Origin of the sequence: Vibrio sp. 10N.247.311.49, assembly GCF_041467655.1 — a bacterium.
Lineage (GTDB): Bacteria > Pseudomonadota > Gammaproteobacteria > Enterobacterales > Vibrionaceae > Vibrio > Vibrio crassostreae_C.
Genome location: NZ_JBFSVA010000002.1, coordinates 173563 through 190699 on the forward strand (window position 1 = coordinate 173563; position 17137 = coordinate 190699).

The window sequence follows — 17137 nt, forward strand, 5'->3', positions numbered from 1 at the left end:
CTTTGTCAGATTGGCTTGTTGTTTTGTGTGTTGCGCCAAATATCAAGCCATTCTCAATGTATGAGTCATAAATGGATTACTTACACTTATCTAGAGTGAGCCTTAAGCACCTCACTGCGCTTCATATTATGCTGAACACCCACAGCGTTACTCAAACCTCAGAACAACTCTGTGTAAGCCCTTCGAGTGTGAGCAAAACCTTGTCTCAACTACGTGACATACTTAATGACGAACTGTTCTATCGAGATGGCACCAAGCTGATCCCGACGCCATTTGCTTTGCAGATAGCTCCGACTGTTCACGCGATTCTTTCAAGCATGAACGGACTGCTTCATCAGAAGAGTTTTACCCCTCAAGAATACCAAGGCAGTTTTTCACTTTCGATGCGTGAAAGTACTTTCGAAGTATTTGCCTCAAAGATCAGTAAAATTACCACTGAGCTCGCGCCAAACGCGAAGCTCAACATCTATTCGAAACAACAGCTCGGCTTCGATGCTTTACTCAGTGGCAAGGTCAATTTGATCTTGTTGCCTCATGATATATCTCAGCCGCCGACCGATAACAAAGAGCTGGTTTGGGAAACAATTCTTCCAGATGAAATGGTTTGTTTGATGGGCGCACACCACCCTCTCGCTCAGCAAGAACTGACGGTAGAAGGCTACTTAGATTACAAGCACATTGGGATTTTAGATAACGAACTGTCTCAGCCTTACTTTGAACAAAACTTGGTTCAATGCCACCAACCAAGAGAGATGGCAATATCGGTCGCGGACTTCGGCGCTGCGGCTGTGTTGTGTCACCACACGCCTTTCCTGTTCACTTGCTCTAAACAGTGGGCTGAGCGTGCTAAGCAAGCTCAGGGCTTAGTGAGCAAGCCCTTGCCTTTTGATTACGGTAAGGTGGCGTATAGCTTGGTATGGAACAAGCCCAACATGAATGATCAAGCGATCAAGTGGTTGTGTGACCTGTTTTTAGAAGCCTGATTGACCGCCTAAGCAACATAGAGGTTAGGTATAAACCTCAGGGGTTTGCATCGGTCTTTGGACTATGGTGTATAGCTTATCGTGAAAGCTCTGCATCTGTTGTTCGTTGCATTTCGGCCAATCTAACGCTTCGCCAATGACACCATGATGTTGAAACGCATTCAGTCGAATTCGAACATCACTTGGTAGAGTCTTCAAGTAACGCCCCACTTGTTCAATTTCGTCCTCAAGATCGCTTTTATTTGGGATATGTAGCAACCTAACTTCGTGCAGTTTTCCTTTATCTGCTAAGTAGTTAATGGTTTCAAACACCCTATGATTACCTCTACCCACTAACCATTGATGTGTTTCCGATTGCCATGATTTTAGGTCAATCATCGCGCCATCAAGATAAGGCAACACCTTGTCCCACCCTTGAAGTGACAGCGAACCATTACTATCAATAAAACACGTGAGATGCGCTAACTGTGGATCACGTTTAATCGCTTGAAACAGCTCTATGATAAACGGCAACTGCATGGTCGCTTCACCGCCAGAAACGGTAATGCCACTCAAGAAAAACTGATTATGCCTGACAAGCTCCAGAACCTCTGAGACCGTCATTGTGGTAATTTTCGGGCTCGACTTATGGTCGCAGATATCAATGCACTTATCGCAGTTGGTGCAAGCTGCTGGGTCCCACTTCACTTTGCCATCAACCATGCTTAAAGCACGGCTTGGACAGCCACTCACACAATCTCCACAATGGTTACAGTGATTGATTGTGTGCGGGTTGTGGCAAGTAATACAATCAAAATTGCAGCCCTGAAGAAACAGCACCAAGCGGTTTCCCGGGCCATCAACACAAGAAAAGGTCAGCACACGGCTGACCTTCGCTTGTTTTTCTGCCTTATTATTTTTAACCCTAGCCATTTGAGTTGTTAGATCAGAAATTTTCATAATTCACATTGTTCGTATTCGAAACGCATCACACAAGTTAAAGCTATTCGTATGTCGGCGACATCTCTAAACTCGCCACGCGTGGTTTACGCTCTAATATGCCCGTGTTCTTCGCAGCTTCAGCACCTAAGAAGGTGGTATTGGTGCGTGAGCCTTGCTCATCGTATTTAGCAATGTCTGACAGCTTAATCATGTAACCCGTCACGCGAACCAAATCGTTTGATGCCACATTAGCCGTGAACTCTCGGTAACCCGCTTGAATCGCACCTTTACACAAGTTGAACATCGCTTCAGGGTTAGATTTCACTGTTTCATCGATGGTCAGAATGTCACTGATGCCCGAGGTGTAGAACTTATGGTGACCCGCGGTTGCACGAACGTAAGAGACAGGATCCGGTTCGGTACCATAAGGAATACGGACACCCGGCGTCACATCTTCATCTAAGCTAATACCGCCTTGAGCATGCAGCAGAGCTTTACCTTCTAACCCATACTTCACGTCAGAGCGTTCAACGATCTCAGCCAGTTTTTCGGAGATACGGTGACCAAGCTGATTTGCCTGTTCATCGTGACCATAGCGCCCTGCTTGGCCCTCTTTCTCCATCAAGATGTTGACTGCTTCCGCCATGCCATAAATACCAAACATTGGCGCAAAGCGATCTTCTTCGATAAGGCCTTCTTTGGTCAGGAAACCTTCGAAGAAGTTAGACTCTTCATGCAAGAAGCGGCTACGAGCGTTCATCAACTCAACCATGATGCCACTGTAGTTCGGCAGTACTTGTTGTAAGAAATCAGCACTGTCCTCAGACTTCAACGCCACTTGCTTTAGGTTCATACGCACCAAGGTATTTGAACCGCCCGCTAACGGCAGAGAGTTGTAGCAGCTCACAATACCAAAACGCTTATCGCCGTAAGCCTCGGCATGCGCTGGATAGTTTGCAATATGTGGTTTACTGCATTCACAGATGTTGCTCGCCGCATGACGAAGTAGATCATCAGGTGTCACGGCTGGGTCGTACATAAAGGTTAAGTTTGGCGCGATCTGCTTCAATTCAGCGTCTACACGTAAAATCGTACGGCAGATAATGTTGTCTGTCGGGCCGATATTCACATGCATAAAGGCGTCTGGCAGTGTGCGATCCAACATGATCCAGAACAGCTTAATCTTTTGGTATACCTGCTCTTCTGTTAAGTCGCCCACGAAAGGCATCAACACATCATCCAACTGACCTAGGTAAACCGGAATTGAAGTGACAGACGGAACATGGTGGTAAAGGATGGTAAGCATGTTCAATGCTTCATCGAAGTTGGTTGCCGCGCTAAGCTCTAAATACTCTGAGCCTTGATGTAAGTATTTAGAATAATCTGGAAGTACATAGCGCGGCTTAAATGGGGCGTGCCCTTCAAACATGTCACACAGCACACCTTGTTGTAAGGCTTGCTCTACTTCTTTGCTTACCGGCATATACGGTAAGCTGGCTTCAGCTTCTAAGGCAAGATAGCTCGACTTCTGTTTTGGTGACAGGTTGGCATCTGAAATGATATTGCTAAAGCGTTGTTGTTGCTCTGAAAGTGGTGAAGAAGTAGATGACGCAGATTGGTGGCTCATGATTAAACCCTTAGTGTTGTTATGGGCTTATTTTATATCTCACCGTTATATTTCCACTAATGAAATGTATGCAAGACTACATTTCCAAAATGGAAATAAATAATTTGTAAATTAGCGGTGTTGAGTTTTCTATGAGCGAGATGAGAAATAGAGAAATAGAGAAATAGAGAAACCAGAGTTAGTAGTGAAGAAATGAGAAAGCGCTAATTCGTTCTGTTTAAAACGATAGCGCCAAAAAGAGAAAACCCACATAACTGACGTTAGAGTCGTTAATGTGGGTTTAGTAGTTTAAATGAGCATTCTGAATGCTAGCTCAAGGCATACACACGATTACAGATCTGGAAGCGCTTGTTTACGTCCAACACCCATTAATACCTTTAACTCTCCTTGTGGAGTGTCAATCGAGAACGGTGTAGAGACTTCAACTACTGCAAAGCCCGCTGCACTCAATACATTTTCTGAGCGCTGTTGGCTTACACCGTAGTCTTCACTGTCGCTTTCCAAGTACCAATCCCAGTGTACAAACGTACCGTCGTTTTCAAGCAGCGTGTAAATCAGACTGACTGTGTCTTGTAGGTTCGGGATAAAACCACACACCGAAGAGGCTACCACTAGGTCAAACTGGTTTCTGAATGCTGGATGCTGCGCTGCAAGTCCGCGCGATAAAATATCAACTACCGGTTCAACGTTAGGTAACTCTTTCTTATCTAACTCTTCAATCATCCCTTCAGAGATATCAAGTGCGATGATCTCTTTTGCTAAAGGAGATATTTTCTGGCTGAGTAGTCCTGTACCACAACCAAAATCAAGGACACGGGTTCCGTTTAAATCAACGAGCTGTGTTAACTGGTCAAATACGGATTGTGCGAATACTGCAGTTGCGGGATCTTTATCCCAATCAACGGCGTATTCGTCCCATTGTTTCGCCATCATGGCCTCCATCTTTACTTCTTGTAGGTTCGGAACTTCCCCAGAGTAAACCAAATTAGTCAATTCGTCATAGAGTTATCATGCAAAGATGGACTATTTCTAAGATAGTCAGCACAATATTCAGATAATATGCACCGACCCCCGCTCAATATGGAAATGAAATGAACCTTTCTCAAGTCCAAGCCTTTTGTTCCGTTGCTGATTTAGGATCAGTTTCTGAAGCTGCACGCCAGTTAGAATGCAACCGAACCAAACTCAGCATGTCGATTAAAGCCTTGGAAAAAGAGTTAGATGTCGAGCTGTTCGTCCGCAGCGGAAACCACGTTGAGCTTTCAGAAGCGGGTAAAGCGATTTACAAAGATTGCGAAGGCATGTTGGTGACAGCCGCGCGTATTAAACAAACCTGCTTGCATGTTTCGGGCGAATTCAACGCAGAGATTTGGATAGCGCGAGATGACTCCCTACCCGATGAAATGTGGCAGGACTTATCTCACGCCTTAAATAACAAGTACCCTTCTACCTCATTCAACTTCGTTCTCGCATCGAGCGGTGACTTAGCTAACCTAGTTGAAACTCAGCAAGTCGACTTCGCATTTGGTGTCGATTACGAACGCGTCGATGACCCAAGAATTATCTACAACCCGCTTGGTAAGATTCGAATGATGTCTGTATGTAAGAAAGGACATGATTTGAGTGCGATGCGACGAGTGTCTGATGAAGTACTGAGAAATTCGATGCAAGCAACCATGGTTTATCTTAATGAAAAGGATAATCCTGAGCTTGAGCCCTTCTCGCGTCGTTACATTGGCTTCTCTAGCTTCGACTTTATGTTGGATACGATTCTACGTGAAGAAGCATGGGGCGTAATGCCTGAGCCATTGATTCGCCATTTACTGCGTGAACAAGAGCTTGCCGTGATCAAACACACCTACGGTTTAACACAAGAAGACTACTGTATGTTTACCGCGGCTGGCATGGCAGAGCACCCAGGAATGAATTGGTTGGCCGACCAGCTTAGTGATTATTTGTTTGATTTCTAGACGGACGACTTTTACTCCATACTTAAGTCTTGCTCTAGAAAACCATCACGTGATCCACTAAGTAGCGTCCGTCTTCTTCAACCATTACCATTTCGGCGACAAACTCGCCTTTGGCGATGGTGTAAGCTTGTTTCCACACAAAAGCGATGGAGTCTGAACGTCTAAACAGCGCGACTTGCTCTCGCTCAGCAAAAAAGCCATTACTGTGCTGATAATGGTGACACACCTTTTCTAAATATTCCGGCGTAACAATGTCTTTCATCCTTTGAGTAAAGTCTCGACAGTGCTGTTCATGATCGACCTTGGTTGAACCGTCCATCAGATTATCCATAATCGGGTTAGCAATCACCCACAACTCGTTATCACTGATATCGTCAAACTTCATATTGATTCTCTCCTTGTCCATTGCAGTCGCAGTCAAATCTAGAAGACCAATAAGACCCTAGCGACTAATGTGTTGTATTAATCATAAACGATCCTATTTCAGTTGCACATCATCCCCAAAAAACACTCAACGTCAACTTTATTGACACCAAACCCTAACCTTAAGTCACTGAATTTTATTGATTTATATGTTCGAATTAAATAAGACATATAAACATCATCAGATAAAGTTTGTAAAGTTAGCTCATTATTAGAACAATGAAGTTATCAAAAACATCTGGAAAATATTATGTGTGACAGGAAAAGCCAAAACGAAAATCGAGTACTATTGTTCTCAGCCCTTTTAGCATCAGGCTTCGCAATTGGCGGATTGGTGTTGGGTCTTCTCGTTGGCTCTCTGGTCATAGTGTTTGACGGTGTCTATTCTCTTATCAGCTTACTGTTAACTTTATTGTCACTAGCTGCTTCAAAATACATTAACCGCCCTTCAGATAGAGAGTTCCCGTTCGGTCGAGCTATCATCGAGCCGATTGTGATTGCGATTAAAGCCGTTGTGATTCTGCTTGTAGTTGGTTATTCACTTTACTCTGCGATTGGTGCCCTAATGACGGGTGGTCGTGAAGTTGATGCTTCTATTGCAACTCTGTTTGGTATTTTCAACGTGTTGGGTTGTGGTTACGCTTGGTGGTACATCGCGAATAAGAGCAAACGTATTTCTTCAGGTCTGATTCAGGCTGAATCTAAGCAGTGGCAGATGGATACGCTACTGAGTGTAGCGGTAACAGCGGGTTTCGTAGCGGCTTGGTTAATTACTTTTTCTCCGCTTGCAGAATACGCAGTGTATGCCGACCCAATGATGATGTTGCTAATGTCTTTCTACTTCATCAAAGTGCCTTTCGACATGTTACGTGAGGCGATGCGCGAACTGCTTATGATGTCGGCAAACAAAGATATTTGTGATGCGGTAGATAAGAACGTTGTCGCGGTAGACAAAGAAGCGGAGCAAGATTTGGAGCTGATGGGTGTGACTAAGGTTGGTCCAGAATTACGAATCAATGTTGATATTCATACCAACGACCAACAAGCGATTGCGGTCGATGATATTGAACGTACGCGCCGCCAACTTAAGCGACGCTTATCGAAGATGCCTTATGAGCTTCAACTGAATCTCAATATCGCGAGTTAAGAGTCGAGAGTTAAGAACCAAGAGCTAACCAATCAACCTCTCGCTGACTAAGACTCTGATTGAACCTTTTTAGAAGCCGACGCCGTAACCGTCGGCTTTTTGTCTCTGGTTACCCACCAGCAAGCTAAAGAGCCAATCGTTACCATACAAACGCCCTGCCAAAACGTCATGCTCAATGACAAACCCAAAATAATAGAAGACAGTAAGGTCGCAAAAATAGGCGTGAAATACGACATGGTCGCCAAGAAGACCATATTGCCGCCAAGTATCGCTGTATTCCAAAGCGCGTAACCTGCGCCCATACACACGCCTGCCAACACTAAGTCAATCGCAGCACTGGTTGTCATCACCATGCCGGTTTCGTTACTCAATGCGTATTTGATCCACAAGGTGATTGCAGTCGCGATAAAGAACAGCACGATCGCATTCTGTCCTTTCGCCACTTTCTGAGTGTAATTACAGTAGACCGCCCAAATAATCGCGCCGAAAAACGCCATTGAATAGGTTTTAGGGTTGGTGGCAATATTGGCAGCGATTTGATCAACAGAAAGCCCCTGATCGCCACTGATACTCCAAGCCACACCAAAGAAGGCTAAGAAAATACTTGGGTAAACCAACCAGTTAATCTTTTTATCGCTGAGCAATACCGCGAACAACACCGTCAATGCAGGCCATAAGTAGTTGATAACGGCCATTTCCAAGGCTTGATGTCGGTTGTTTGCCATCCCTAAAGCCAGAGCTAAGAAGATCTCATAACAAACGAACAGAGCACCACCAATCAACAGGTATGACTTAGAAAACCGCGACAGCTTAGGTAACCCCATAACACAGACCAACAACAGTGAGCTCACTGTATAAAGACTGGCGGCGCCACCAATTGGGCCCAGTTGTTCTGATACGCTACGAGACAGCGCGATTAAGCAGCTCCAAAGTAAAATGGCAGCAATGCCGTAGCAGCTATGGCGATGAGATTTCAGCACGCCTCTTCCTTATTTTTATTGTAATGGGGTAATCAAAGCGAGCTTAAAGCAAAGGTAGGCTTAAACGCCACTATCGATAAGTTGCAGTAAGTAAAAATAAGTAGCCGAGCACATAACTGTACTCGGCTATCAATCATTCACTCAAAAATCTAAAAGCAATTAGCAATTAGCAATTAGCAATTATGCTAGTAAAAGAGCTTGCAGGTCAGCCAGAGACTTAACCTGATAATGAGGGTTAATTCCGGCTGGCGTTGCCTTTTCTTGACTATTTAACCAACAGGTTTCAATACCAAAATCTAATCCGCCTAGAATATCGGAATGTGGGTTATCTCCGACCATCAATACTCGTTGCTTAGATGGTAACCCGATCAGCTTATGGGCATATTCAAAAATTTGTGCATCCGGTTTGGCTACCCCAACCTCTTCAGAAATTATCACGTGCTCAAAGTAATCCGTCATTCCTGTACGCTCTAAACGAATTGACTGCAGCTCTGTAAAACCGTTAGTGATGATGCCCATGTTCACTTTGCCTTTTAAAGACTCCATCAACTCTTGTGCACCCGGTAATAAAGAGCAGATATCCGCCATCGCTGTTAAGAATGCACTGTTTAAAGCAGCGGTTGTTGTCTCTAATTTCTCAGCCCAGCTTTCGAAGCGCGTGTGTTTCAGTTGATCAGCCGTAATGCGACCATCTTGATAGTCTACCCATAGTGGTAAATTAACCTCTTGGTAAACCGAATAATCCTGTTCACTAAAGTCCACACCAAAACGGGAGAACATCAGCTTCATTCCTTGAAAAGCATCAAAGTGGAACAAGGTTTCATCCGCATCAAAGAATATCCAATCGTACTTCATTTTCTGTCCTGTTATTCGCGTTGTTGAGCAGTGCTGTGTTTGTTTTTATCGTAGTTTTGCTTAATTTTTCTCTTCGCCTTGTAGGCTGGCAATCACTTTACTCGTAAATCTGTGAGCCTGTATATAAATCTAATAATTTATAGAAAACAAGCCGCAAGTCATGATGTATCGCAAATTTTGCCACATATTAAACCAATACCATACAATAAATACACTTAGGTACCGGGAGGTACTATGAAGCACTTTTTACCATCGTCTGTCATGCTTACCCCTTTTCTTGTCAAATACTATGACGAGGAGTCAGAAGACACGCTTGATTCTGAAGAGTCACAAGAACCTGAAATTGAATGCAGCGATGACTCAGATAAAACGTCGACACCAGCCTAACTAGAAGAGTTTTCAATGAAAAACCTTATTTTTCATTGTTATAGAGCTCCATACTGTCTCTAATTTAGTCGATTTATCGCGATCTATTACTGACAATCAACACAGCCAAAAACCATGAAAACGATTGCTATATGAGCCCTATCACAACGACTAGCCACAAAGTGGTAGTTCGAATTCAAAGTTGTTCCAGATCAATGGTCGACCACTTGAATGCCGACAACATGTAGGAAATTAAAAATCATAATTAACGGAGTTTTCCAATGTCTACTGCATTTTACATCCCTACAATCAACTTCATGGGTACTGGCTGTCTGAAGGATGCTGCTGATAGTATTCAGTCTCAAGGCTTTAAAAAAGGTCTGATCGTAACTGATAAGATCTTGAATCAAATTGGTGTAGTTAAGCAGGTACAAGACCTTCTTAGCCAGCGAGGCGTAGACGCAGTTGTATTCGATGGCACTCAACCAAACCCAACCATCACGAACGTTAACGATGGTCTTGAATTGCTGACTGACAACGATTGTGATTTCGTTGTTTCTCTAGGTGGCGGTTCTCCACACGACTGTGCAAAAGGCATTGCTCTGGTTGCTTCTAACGGCGGCAAGATTGCAGACTACGAAGGCGTAGACCAATCTGAAAAGCCAATGATGCCTCTTATCGCTATCAACACTACGGCTGGTACAGCATCAGAAATGACACGCTTCTGCATCATCACTGATGAGGAACGTCACATTAAAATGGCGATCGTTGACAAGCACACAACACCGCTTATTTCAGTAAACGATCCTGAGTTGATGCTTGCTAAACCTGCATCATTAACTGCTGCAACTGGTATGGATGCGTTAACGCACGCAATCGAAGCTTACGTTTCAATCGCAGCAACGCCAATTACCGACGCTGTAGCAATCAAAGCAATCGAGCTTGTGCAAGCACACCTAAGAACAGCGGTTACGCACGGCGAAGACATTGAAGCTCGTGAGCAAATGGCTTACGCACAGTTCATGGCGGGTATGGCGTTCAACAACGCGTCACTAGGTTATGTTCATGCGATGGCGCATCAGCTAGGCGGCTTCTACGATCTTCCACACGGTGTGTGTAATGCTATCTTGCTACCACACGTTCAACGCTACAACGCGCAAGTTTGTCCTGAGCGTCTACGTGATGTTGCAAAAGCAATGGGCGTTAACGTTGAAGGTATGTCACCAGAGCAAGGTGCAGAAGCTGCGATCGAAGCAATTGTTCAACTAGCAAATGACGTGAACATCCCAACAGGTATCGCGCAACTTGGTGCGAAGCTAGAAGATATCCCTACTCTGTCTGACAACGCACTGAAAGACGCATGTGGTTTTACTAATCCTAAACAAGCGACCCACGAAGAAATCTCTGCGATTTTCGAAGCGGCAATGTAATCTGCCATTAAGTCACTTATAAACTTATCGACAAACGGGCTCACCTACTGAGCCCGTTTTCTTTACCTGCCATATGTTATTCAAGTCTCTGTTTTGAATAGCCACTGATTAAGATAAATCTCTTTAAAAGTCGCATTGTCATAACTGCTTAGTTATAGTCAAACTATTGATACATAGAATGACAAACAGGTTCCATTGAGTCGTTGGATAGTTAACTCCTCATTATTAGCATCGCTCGTTTCCCACTCTGCCTTCGCGGAGGAACAGGATGAGTGTCACAGCCAACCGTTAGAAGACACGCGCGTCGAAAAAGCTTACCACTACCTAAACAGCAAGTTTTGTCAGCCCGCAATATGGTTCGATAACTTCTTTGTGGATGACCGTATTACCGAGGACGCCAGAGCCGGAACCTCTGTACGTTGGTATAATGATTTCATCTATTCTGAGGGCGGTGACGTGGATTATTCCACCAAGCTCAACGCACGCCTGCATTTACCCTTTGTCAGCAAAAGGCTTAAGCTAATCTACGAATCTGTTGGCGATGAAGAATTCTTAGACTTCTTCCCACAAGATTCTGAAGAGTTAGAGAATGCACTTGGCCTTCGTTATGACGCCTATGCCAAGGGTTACAGTAGTTTCAATATCAAAGCGACATTACGCCCAAGAATAGAGGCTCGCTATCGTTTTACCTACCCGCTCACCACAGATGCAGTATTCAGGCTGACCCAACGTGTATATCAAGAAAAACAAGAGACTGGTGAGATCACCGACATCGACTTTGATCTTTCTTTAAGTGATGATTTCTTGGCTCGATGGTCAAGCTTTGCAGGATATAACGACGACCTTAAAGGTTGGAACTATGGTACAGGGCTAACCTTGTATCACTACCTTGCCCAAGACCAAGCACTTCAATATAGCGCCACGATTAATGCAACGGATGAGCCTCATAATCATTACGAATACGCTCAGGTTTCGGTTACCTACCGACAAAACGTATGGAAAGAGTGGCTGTTCTACGAACTCATCCCTCGTTATCAATGGGAACGAGAACCTCATGAGAAACACACCGAAGAAGCCAACATCACCCTTAGGCTTGAAGTCTTGTTCAACAATGTCTAGTGAGTGTTTGTGAGATTGGGGCATCGTTAGATAGAAAACGAGGCACAAAAAAGCACATCATGTGATGTGCTTTTTCAGTTCTATATAAGGCTTAAACTGTAGTCTTAACCCTTGTAGTTTCTTACTCGTGCCGCTTCTGCTTCACGCTTGTCGACAACGGTTTTACCGATTGGCGCCAATGAGATAACCGCGAGCTTAAGGTGCTGAATCGCAAACGGAATACCTATAATAGTAATGAAACACGCTACTGCTGACATGATGTGACCAATCGCCAACCAGATCCCCGCAAATAAGAACCAAATAACGTTACCAATCACACCTAGCGGGCTCGTGCCGATGTCCATTTCATTGGTTAGCTCATCACGCGAAATCGCTTCCTGACCAAATGGGAAGAATGAGAAGTTACCCATAACAAAACATGCTCTACCCCATGGAATACCAACGATGGTTAGGAATGCGAGCAGTCCGAAGAACCACCAAGCTAGTCCCATAAATACGCCACCGAACAGAAACCAAATGATGTTTCCTATTGTTTTCATTCTGTATTCTCCAAATCTTTGAATGCTATTTATTTAATATGCCGAGTAAGGCAATGATTGTTGTAATAGGTTCATTATTGTTGAACCTTTATGAACCGTTTATGAATCACTTACATTTTATGTGATTGATATACACCACGGTTCTCTAAATCTACATAGGGCTAAACCCATTTATTTGATACCATACACTTAGATTTTTAGTACCAAAAAGCTAAACAGACTCAACAACGAATTTAAGGCCGAATTTATGAATAACACTGAGCAACCTAAAAAGAAAATGAAAAACTGGGTGCCAATCGTCTTCTTCGGACTTCTCAGCACTGTTCCAGTGTTCATGTTCTTAGTTGATGTGTACATCAACCAGTATATGTAACAGAGCCGGACATCCTAGCTATATAAATGGATATAAGAACCCTTTCCTGTATCCATTTCAGTTCCAATTAGATCAGTTCTTCTTCAGCCAGCTCTTCGTTAATCAAATCAGCTCTTCGCTAATAAAATCTAGAATGTCTATCAGCTCATGATCAGGCAAATTTAGTAGGTTATCCCCTACATACCATTCAATCTTACATTGGTTTGGCAACTCGCTTATCGCTGGGTTTCCTATCCAAATCTTGTGTTTCTTCGCTATGTTATCTCTCACAATAATGCCGTCTTCATAGCTCACGGGTAAATATAGGTGAAGCATGTTGACCTGCGGTTGCTGCGGATTAACAGTGAACTGAGGATAGTCTAATAAGATTTGGTAGATCTGTTTTGTTCGCTCAAACAGTGATGGCATCAACTCTAATCGCTCATCAAACTGCATTGCTGCTGAAACCACATAAGGCGTTCGGTGATAAACATTGCCACCTTGGCGCTTCATCCACGCAGATGCTTTCGCTACAAAGGCTTTATCGCCCAACAATAACGAACCACCAAGGCCATTGAGACCTTTGTACAGCGAAACATAAGCACTATCGAAGCCCTGAGCAATCTCGCTGTATGACTTTTGGTAATAGGCGCCGCATTCCCACAAACGCGCACCATCCATATGAAGGTGAATTGATTGTTCTTTGCAGTACTGCTTGATCGCTTCAAGCTCATCCCATTCTGGTAATTGGCCGCCGATTTCACGCATGGGTAATTCATATAGAGCGGCTGCAATCTCATCAGGCCACGCCTTTAAGTCATCAACATTCCAAGTGCGAAATACGTTGCCAACGGGAAGTACGTTGAATCGGTTTTGGAGCTGATACCCTTGGCGTTCATGACGCATAATATGACTCGATTCATGCATCGCTACTAGTGGGTTTCTTTTCTCTTGGCACGCAATTTCTAATGCTGTTGGTTGATTCATGGTGCCAGTAATCACAAATACAGCCGCTTCATAACCTAGCAGTTCCGCGACTTTGTTTTCGAAGCTCTCGATAAACTCACCATCGCCGTAGCTATCATGGCTCACATTGTGTGTCTCACACCATTCAGCCATCTGAGCGAATGTTTGTGCTGGAGTCGGTTCTAGGTGACCGGAAAGCAACAAATCACATTGTTGACGCAAGTCCATGCTCATAGTTTTTCCTTTATTCATTATCGTTCTATGTAGGGTTATGGGATTATTTACGTTACCCACCAACGGTGACATAAAATGCCCATATTCGCTTTTACTATTCGTGAATAATTAGTTTTACTCAGTCATCGGCGGCTTGTGCCAGAAATACTCAAATTGACGGATGTTTTATATAATTAAGTACCTAAAAACACACGCATCTAGATAGATAAGTATGGGCTAATTCGTTGTTGTTCAACCATTCTTCTATTATTGTATATCTATAATTCCAATAAATATTATTCGTTAATGGACAAAGAGGGCTATATGTCGAAAAATCGAGTCTTGCTGCTATTCGCTCACCCTTCTCAACATCGTTCTGAAGCAAACAAACCCTTATTTGAACAAGCCAAACGCGTTGACGGTGTTACCTGTGTCGATCTCTATGCCGAGTATCCGACATTTAAAATCAACATCGACCGTGAACAGAAACGCCTGTTAGACCATGACATCATCATTTTTCAGTTCCCTTTGTATTGGTACTCCACACCGGCAATTCTTAAAGAGTGGCAAGACCTTGTTCTTGAATACGGCTTCGCCTACGGCGCCGAAGGCAATGAACTACAGGGTAAGAAATTGTTATGTAGCATTACTGCAGGAGGTAAAAAAGATGCCTACCAAAGTGATGGTTACAACCATTTCACGATTCGAGAACTGCTTCACCCAATCGAACAAACCGCTTCTCTGTGCGGGATGAACTATCTCGCGCCCTTTGCGTTATTTGGCTCGCGTACCGCTTTGGAAGAAAACCGCATTCAAGAGCATGTCGATAGCTACAGAACGCTTTTACAGGCCTTGGTTGCAGGTGATATCAACATCAAAAGAGCCAACAAGGCAGAAAAGTTGAACCATATTGTGGAAGAATTGATGGCAGAGGTTAAATAATGACGGGATACTTTCTACAAGCATTTATCTATTTAATTGCAGCCGTGATTGCGGTCCCTATTGCCAAAAGACTTGGACTTGGATCAGTTCTCGGCTACTTAATCGCTGGCGTTGTGATTGGTCCCATCATTGGATTGGTTGGCGAAGAGACAACAACCATCCAGCACTTTGCCGAGTTCGGTGTAGTGATGATGCTGTTCTTAGTCGGGCTTGAACTTGAACCTAAGATGCTATGGGCGATGAGAAACCGATTGATGGGGCTTGGTGGCCTTCAAGTTGGTGGTACGACCGCTATCGTGATGGGAATTGCACAGTTCTTTGGTCAACCTTGGACGATTGCTTTAACTATCGGTTTGATCTTTGCGCTTTCATCGACAGCCATTGTTCTACAAACGTTCAATGAGAAAGGCCTGTCTAAAACGGAAGGCGGTAAAAACGCTTTCTCGGTACTTTTGTTCCAAGATATTGCCGTTATCCCAATGCTGGCGTTCATCCCTTTGTTGGCTCTTCCTGAATTGGTTGCTTTGGCAGAAAGTGCCGCCCAAACCGCTGCACACCATGATGAACTCAGTTTAGTTGCAGGTTTGCCAAGTTGGGCATACGGACTTGTTATTACGGCTTCAATTGCGATTGTGGTCGTCGGTGGACATTATCTAAGTCGGCCACTGTTTCGTTTTGTTGCGAGCTCTGGCTTACGCGAGATCTTCACTGCAACTGCACTGATGTTGGTGATTGGTATTGCCGCGCTAATGAGCCTTGTTGGTTTGTCGCCTGCCCTAGGTACTTTCTTAGCAGGTGTGGTACTCGCCAACAGTGAGTTCAGGCACGAACTGGAATCTAACATCGACCCGTTTAAAGGGTTATTGCTTGGATTGTTCTTTATCACGGTAGGCGCAGGTATCAACTTTGGCGTTCTATTTAACGATTTCGCACTCATCATTGGCTTAACTCTTGGCGTGATGGCGCTGAAAGCCTTGGTGTTGTTTACACTGGCTTTAATCTTCAGAATCAAAAACAGCGACCGCTGGCTATTTACATTGAGCTTGGCTCAAGCGGGGGAATTTGGTTTTGTACTACTCAGCTTCTCAGCACAGAACCATGTATTACCTGCGGATATTGTTCAAACACTATCACTGGTTGTTGCCCTCTCTATGTTCTTAACTCCTGGTCTGTTCATTCTGTTTGATAAAGTCATTCTGCCCCGTTACGAGCAAAAATCGAACGATCGAGAAGAAGACAAAATAGAAGAGAAAGGTACCGTTATCATTGCAGGCATCGGCCGATTTGGTCAGATCGTAAACCGCTTGTTGGTATCAAATGACGTCAATACCGTAGTATTGGATCATCAAGCAAACCAAGTGGACTTATTACGCTCCATCAATATTAAATCTTACTTTGGTGATGCTACTCGTCACGACTTGTTGCATACCGCGGGTATCGAAGAAGCCGCGATGCTAGTAGTGGCAATCGACAACCAAGACTCAAGCGTTGAATTAGTGAAATACGTTAAACACACCTACCCTAAAGTGAAAGTCTTAGCGCGTGCATTCGACCGAGGTCATAGTTATCGCCTAAGAGAAGCGGGGGCAGACTTTGTTGAATCAGAGACCTACCATTCTGCTCTTGAAATGGGCGCTGAAGCCTTGCGTTCTTTGGGTCATCACCCATTCTTCGTCGAGCAGCAAAAATCGACTTATCAACGCGTTGAGAGCCGTAAGTCTGAAAAGCTTTACCAAGCTTGGTCTGAAGCGGAAGAGAACCCACGCTACGACAACAACTACCGACAAATCTTCATTCACCTTGAAGAAGCAATGAAAGAAGATATGAAAAAAGACCGTTCAGACAAACACTCTCGTTCTGAACGTGGTTGGACACCTCCACCGAAAGGCTATGCAGATGGCTTTGAGGAAGAAGAGTCTTAAGCAGAATCTAGACTACAGCTCTAGATAACCATGCTATTCAACCATCAAAAGCGGCTATTTGAGCCGCTTTTTCTTTCATTTAACCCCGACAAAACCTCAAATGAGCACAAGTATCAGGTGCTGAAACTCTTAATCCGAAAGATTTGTGTGATCTAGCTAAAATTTTTAATTTCTGACCACATGGCAAAAGTGGATTCGATTTTTACATTATTGAAACATTCCCACCCCGCATAAACCACACCAAAAACATGGCTATATATGCACTCATTCCTACCATTCAAGCACCCACCCAATTCTTAGCGACCACTCTCTAAGGCTTGAATTACATTGCATATATCGAAATACGCCGCAAAACCCCTAACAGATTCATTCATCAATCAAA

Annotated in this window: 17 protein-coding genes; 9 read left to right on the forward strand and 8 right to left on the reverse strand. The window is 44.0% G+C overall.

Going from position 1 to position 17137, the window contains the following annotated elements; all coding sequences use genetic code 11:
- Positions 1-71 precede the first annotated feature (71 nt).
- Complete coding sequence (locus tag AB6E54_RS03535; protein ID WP_102332915.1) at positions 72-983, forward strand: LysR family transcriptional regulator; 912 nt, start codon at positions 72-74, stop codon at positions 981-983.
- A 24-nt stretch (positions 984-1007) separates the two neighbouring features.
- Here the strand turns inward: AB6E54_RS03535 and AB6E54_RS03540 are convergent, their stop codons facing one another.
- The 3 genes from AB6E54_RS03540 to AB6E54_RS03550 all read right to left on the reverse strand — a co-directional run bounded on the left by AB6E54_RS03540 (position 1008) and on the right by AB6E54_RS03550 (position 4461).
- Positions 1008-1922, reverse strand: coding sequence for a YjjW family glycine radical enzyme activase (locus tag AB6E54_RS03540; RefSeq protein WP_102332916.1), 915 nt, complete (start codon positions 1920-1922; stop codon positions 1008-1010).
- 43 nt (positions 1923-1965) lie between these two features.
- The gene (locus tag AB6E54_RS03545; protein WP_102332917.1) at positions 1966-3531 is read right to left on the reverse strand and encodes a YjjI family glycine radical enzyme; all 1566 of its coding nucleotides are present in this window, start codon (positions 3529-3531) and stop codon (positions 1966-1968) included.
- Positions 3532-3861: 330 nt separating this feature from the next.
- Positions 3862-4461 (reverse strand): class I SAM-dependent methyltransferase, encoded by a 600-nt coding sequence (locus AB6E54_RS03550; RefSeq protein ID WP_017064785.1) that lies wholly within the window; start codon positions 4459-4461, stop codon positions 3862-3864.
- Between the two features lie 161 nt (positions 4462-4622).
- Between AB6E54_RS03550 and AB6E54_RS03555 the strand changes: the two genes are divergently transcribed.
- Positions 4623-5501, forward strand: coding sequence for a LysR family transcriptional regulator (locus AB6E54_RS03555; protein WP_016797108.1), 879 nt, complete (start codon positions 4623-4625; stop codon positions 5499-5501).
- A 34-nt stretch (positions 5502-5535) separates the two neighbouring features.
- On the opposite strand, the gene AB6E54_RS03560 is transcribed toward AB6E54_RS03555, so the two are convergent.
- Entirely contained in the window at positions 5536-5886 is a 351-nt protein-coding gene (locus tag AB6E54_RS03560; protein ID WP_102332918.1) for a hypothetical protein, read from the reverse strand.
- Between the two features lie 288 nt (positions 5887-6174).
- On the opposite strand from AB6E54_RS03560, the gene AB6E54_RS03565 reads away from it, so the two are divergent.
- Positions 6175-7071, forward strand: a complete 897-nt coding sequence (locus AB6E54_RS03565) for a cation diffusion facilitator family transporter (RefSeq protein ID WP_017060900.1) — start codon at positions 6175-6177, stop codon at positions 7069-7071.
- Positions 7072-7118: 47 nt separating this feature from the next.
- On the opposite strand, the gene yddG is transcribed toward AB6E54_RS03565, so the two are convergent.
- Both yddG and yjjG read right to left on the reverse strand, forming a co-directional pair.
- Positions 7119-8051, reverse strand: a complete 933-nt coding sequence (yddG, locus tag AB6E54_RS03570; RefSeq protein WP_102332919.1) for an aromatic amino acid DMT transporter YddG — start codon at positions 8049-8051, stop codon at positions 7119-7121.
- 180 nt (positions 8052-8231) lie between these two features.
- Positions 8232-8906 (reverse strand): pyrimidine 5'-nucleotidase, encoded by a 675-nt coding sequence (gene yjjG / locus AB6E54_RS03575; protein WP_372107258.1) that lies wholly within the window; start codon positions 8904-8906, stop codon positions 8232-8234.
- Between the two features lie 234 nt (positions 8907-9140).
- Between yjjG and AB6E54_RS03580 the strand changes: the two genes are divergently transcribed.
- The 3 genes from AB6E54_RS03580 to AB6E54_RS03590 all read left to right on the forward strand — a co-directional run bounded on the left by AB6E54_RS03580 (position 9141) and on the right by AB6E54_RS03590 (position 11821).
- Entirely contained in the window at positions 9141-9293 is a 153-nt protein-coding gene (locus AB6E54_RS03580) for a hypothetical protein (RefSeq protein ID WP_017060903.1), read from the forward strand.
- A gap of 260 nt (positions 9294-9553) precedes the next feature.
- Positions 9554-10702, forward strand: coding sequence for an L-threonine dehydrogenase (gene yiaY / locus AB6E54_RS03585; protein ID WP_102428336.1), 1149 nt, complete (start codon positions 9554-9556; stop codon positions 10700-10702).
- A 195-nt stretch (positions 10703-10897) separates the two neighbouring features.
- Complete coding sequence (locus tag AB6E54_RS03590; protein WP_029235256.1) at positions 10898-11821, forward strand: hypothetical protein; 924 nt, start codon at positions 10898-10900, stop codon at positions 11819-11821.
- A 104-nt stretch (positions 11822-11925) separates the two neighbouring features.
- Here the strand turns inward: AB6E54_RS03590 and AB6E54_RS03595 are convergent, their stop codons facing one another.
- Positions 11926-12360, reverse strand: coding sequence for a YccF domain-containing protein (locus AB6E54_RS03595; protein WP_004730224.1), 435 nt, complete (start codon positions 12358-12360; stop codon positions 11926-11928).
- Positions 12361-12607: 247 nt separating this feature from the next.
- On the opposite strand from AB6E54_RS03595, the gene AB6E54_RS03600 reads away from it, so the two are divergent.
- On the forward strand, positions 12608-12733 hold the full coding sequence (locus AB6E54_RS03600) for a hypothetical protein (protein WP_017060906.1): 126 nt from the start codon (positions 12608-12610) through the stop codon (positions 12731-12733).
- A gap of 102 nt (positions 12734-12835) precedes the next feature.
- Here AB6E54_RS03600 and AB6E54_RS03605 read toward each other — a convergent pair whose 3' ends face one another.
- Positions 12836-13912: a low specificity L-threonine aldolase gene (locus tag AB6E54_RS03605; protein WP_102332921.1), complete on the reverse strand. Its 1077-nt coding sequence runs from the start codon at positions 13910-13912 to the stop codon at positions 12836-12838.
- A gap of 303 nt (positions 13913-14215) precedes the next feature.
- Between AB6E54_RS03605 and AB6E54_RS03610 the strand changes: the two genes are divergently transcribed.
- On the forward strand, positions 14216-14833 hold the full coding sequence (locus AB6E54_RS03610) for an NAD(P)H-dependent oxidoreductase (RefSeq protein WP_372107260.1): 618 nt from the start codon (positions 14216-14218) through the stop codon (positions 14831-14833).
- On the forward strand, positions 14833-16755 hold the full coding sequence (locus AB6E54_RS03615) for a monovalent cation:proton antiporter-2 (CPA2) family protein (protein ID WP_017067137.1): 1923 nt from the start codon (positions 14833-14835) through the stop codon (positions 16753-16755). Before AB6E54_RS03610 ends, AB6E54_RS03615 begins: the two co-directional genes overlap by 1 nt.
- The last annotated feature ends 382 nt before the right edge of the window (positions 16756-17137 follow it).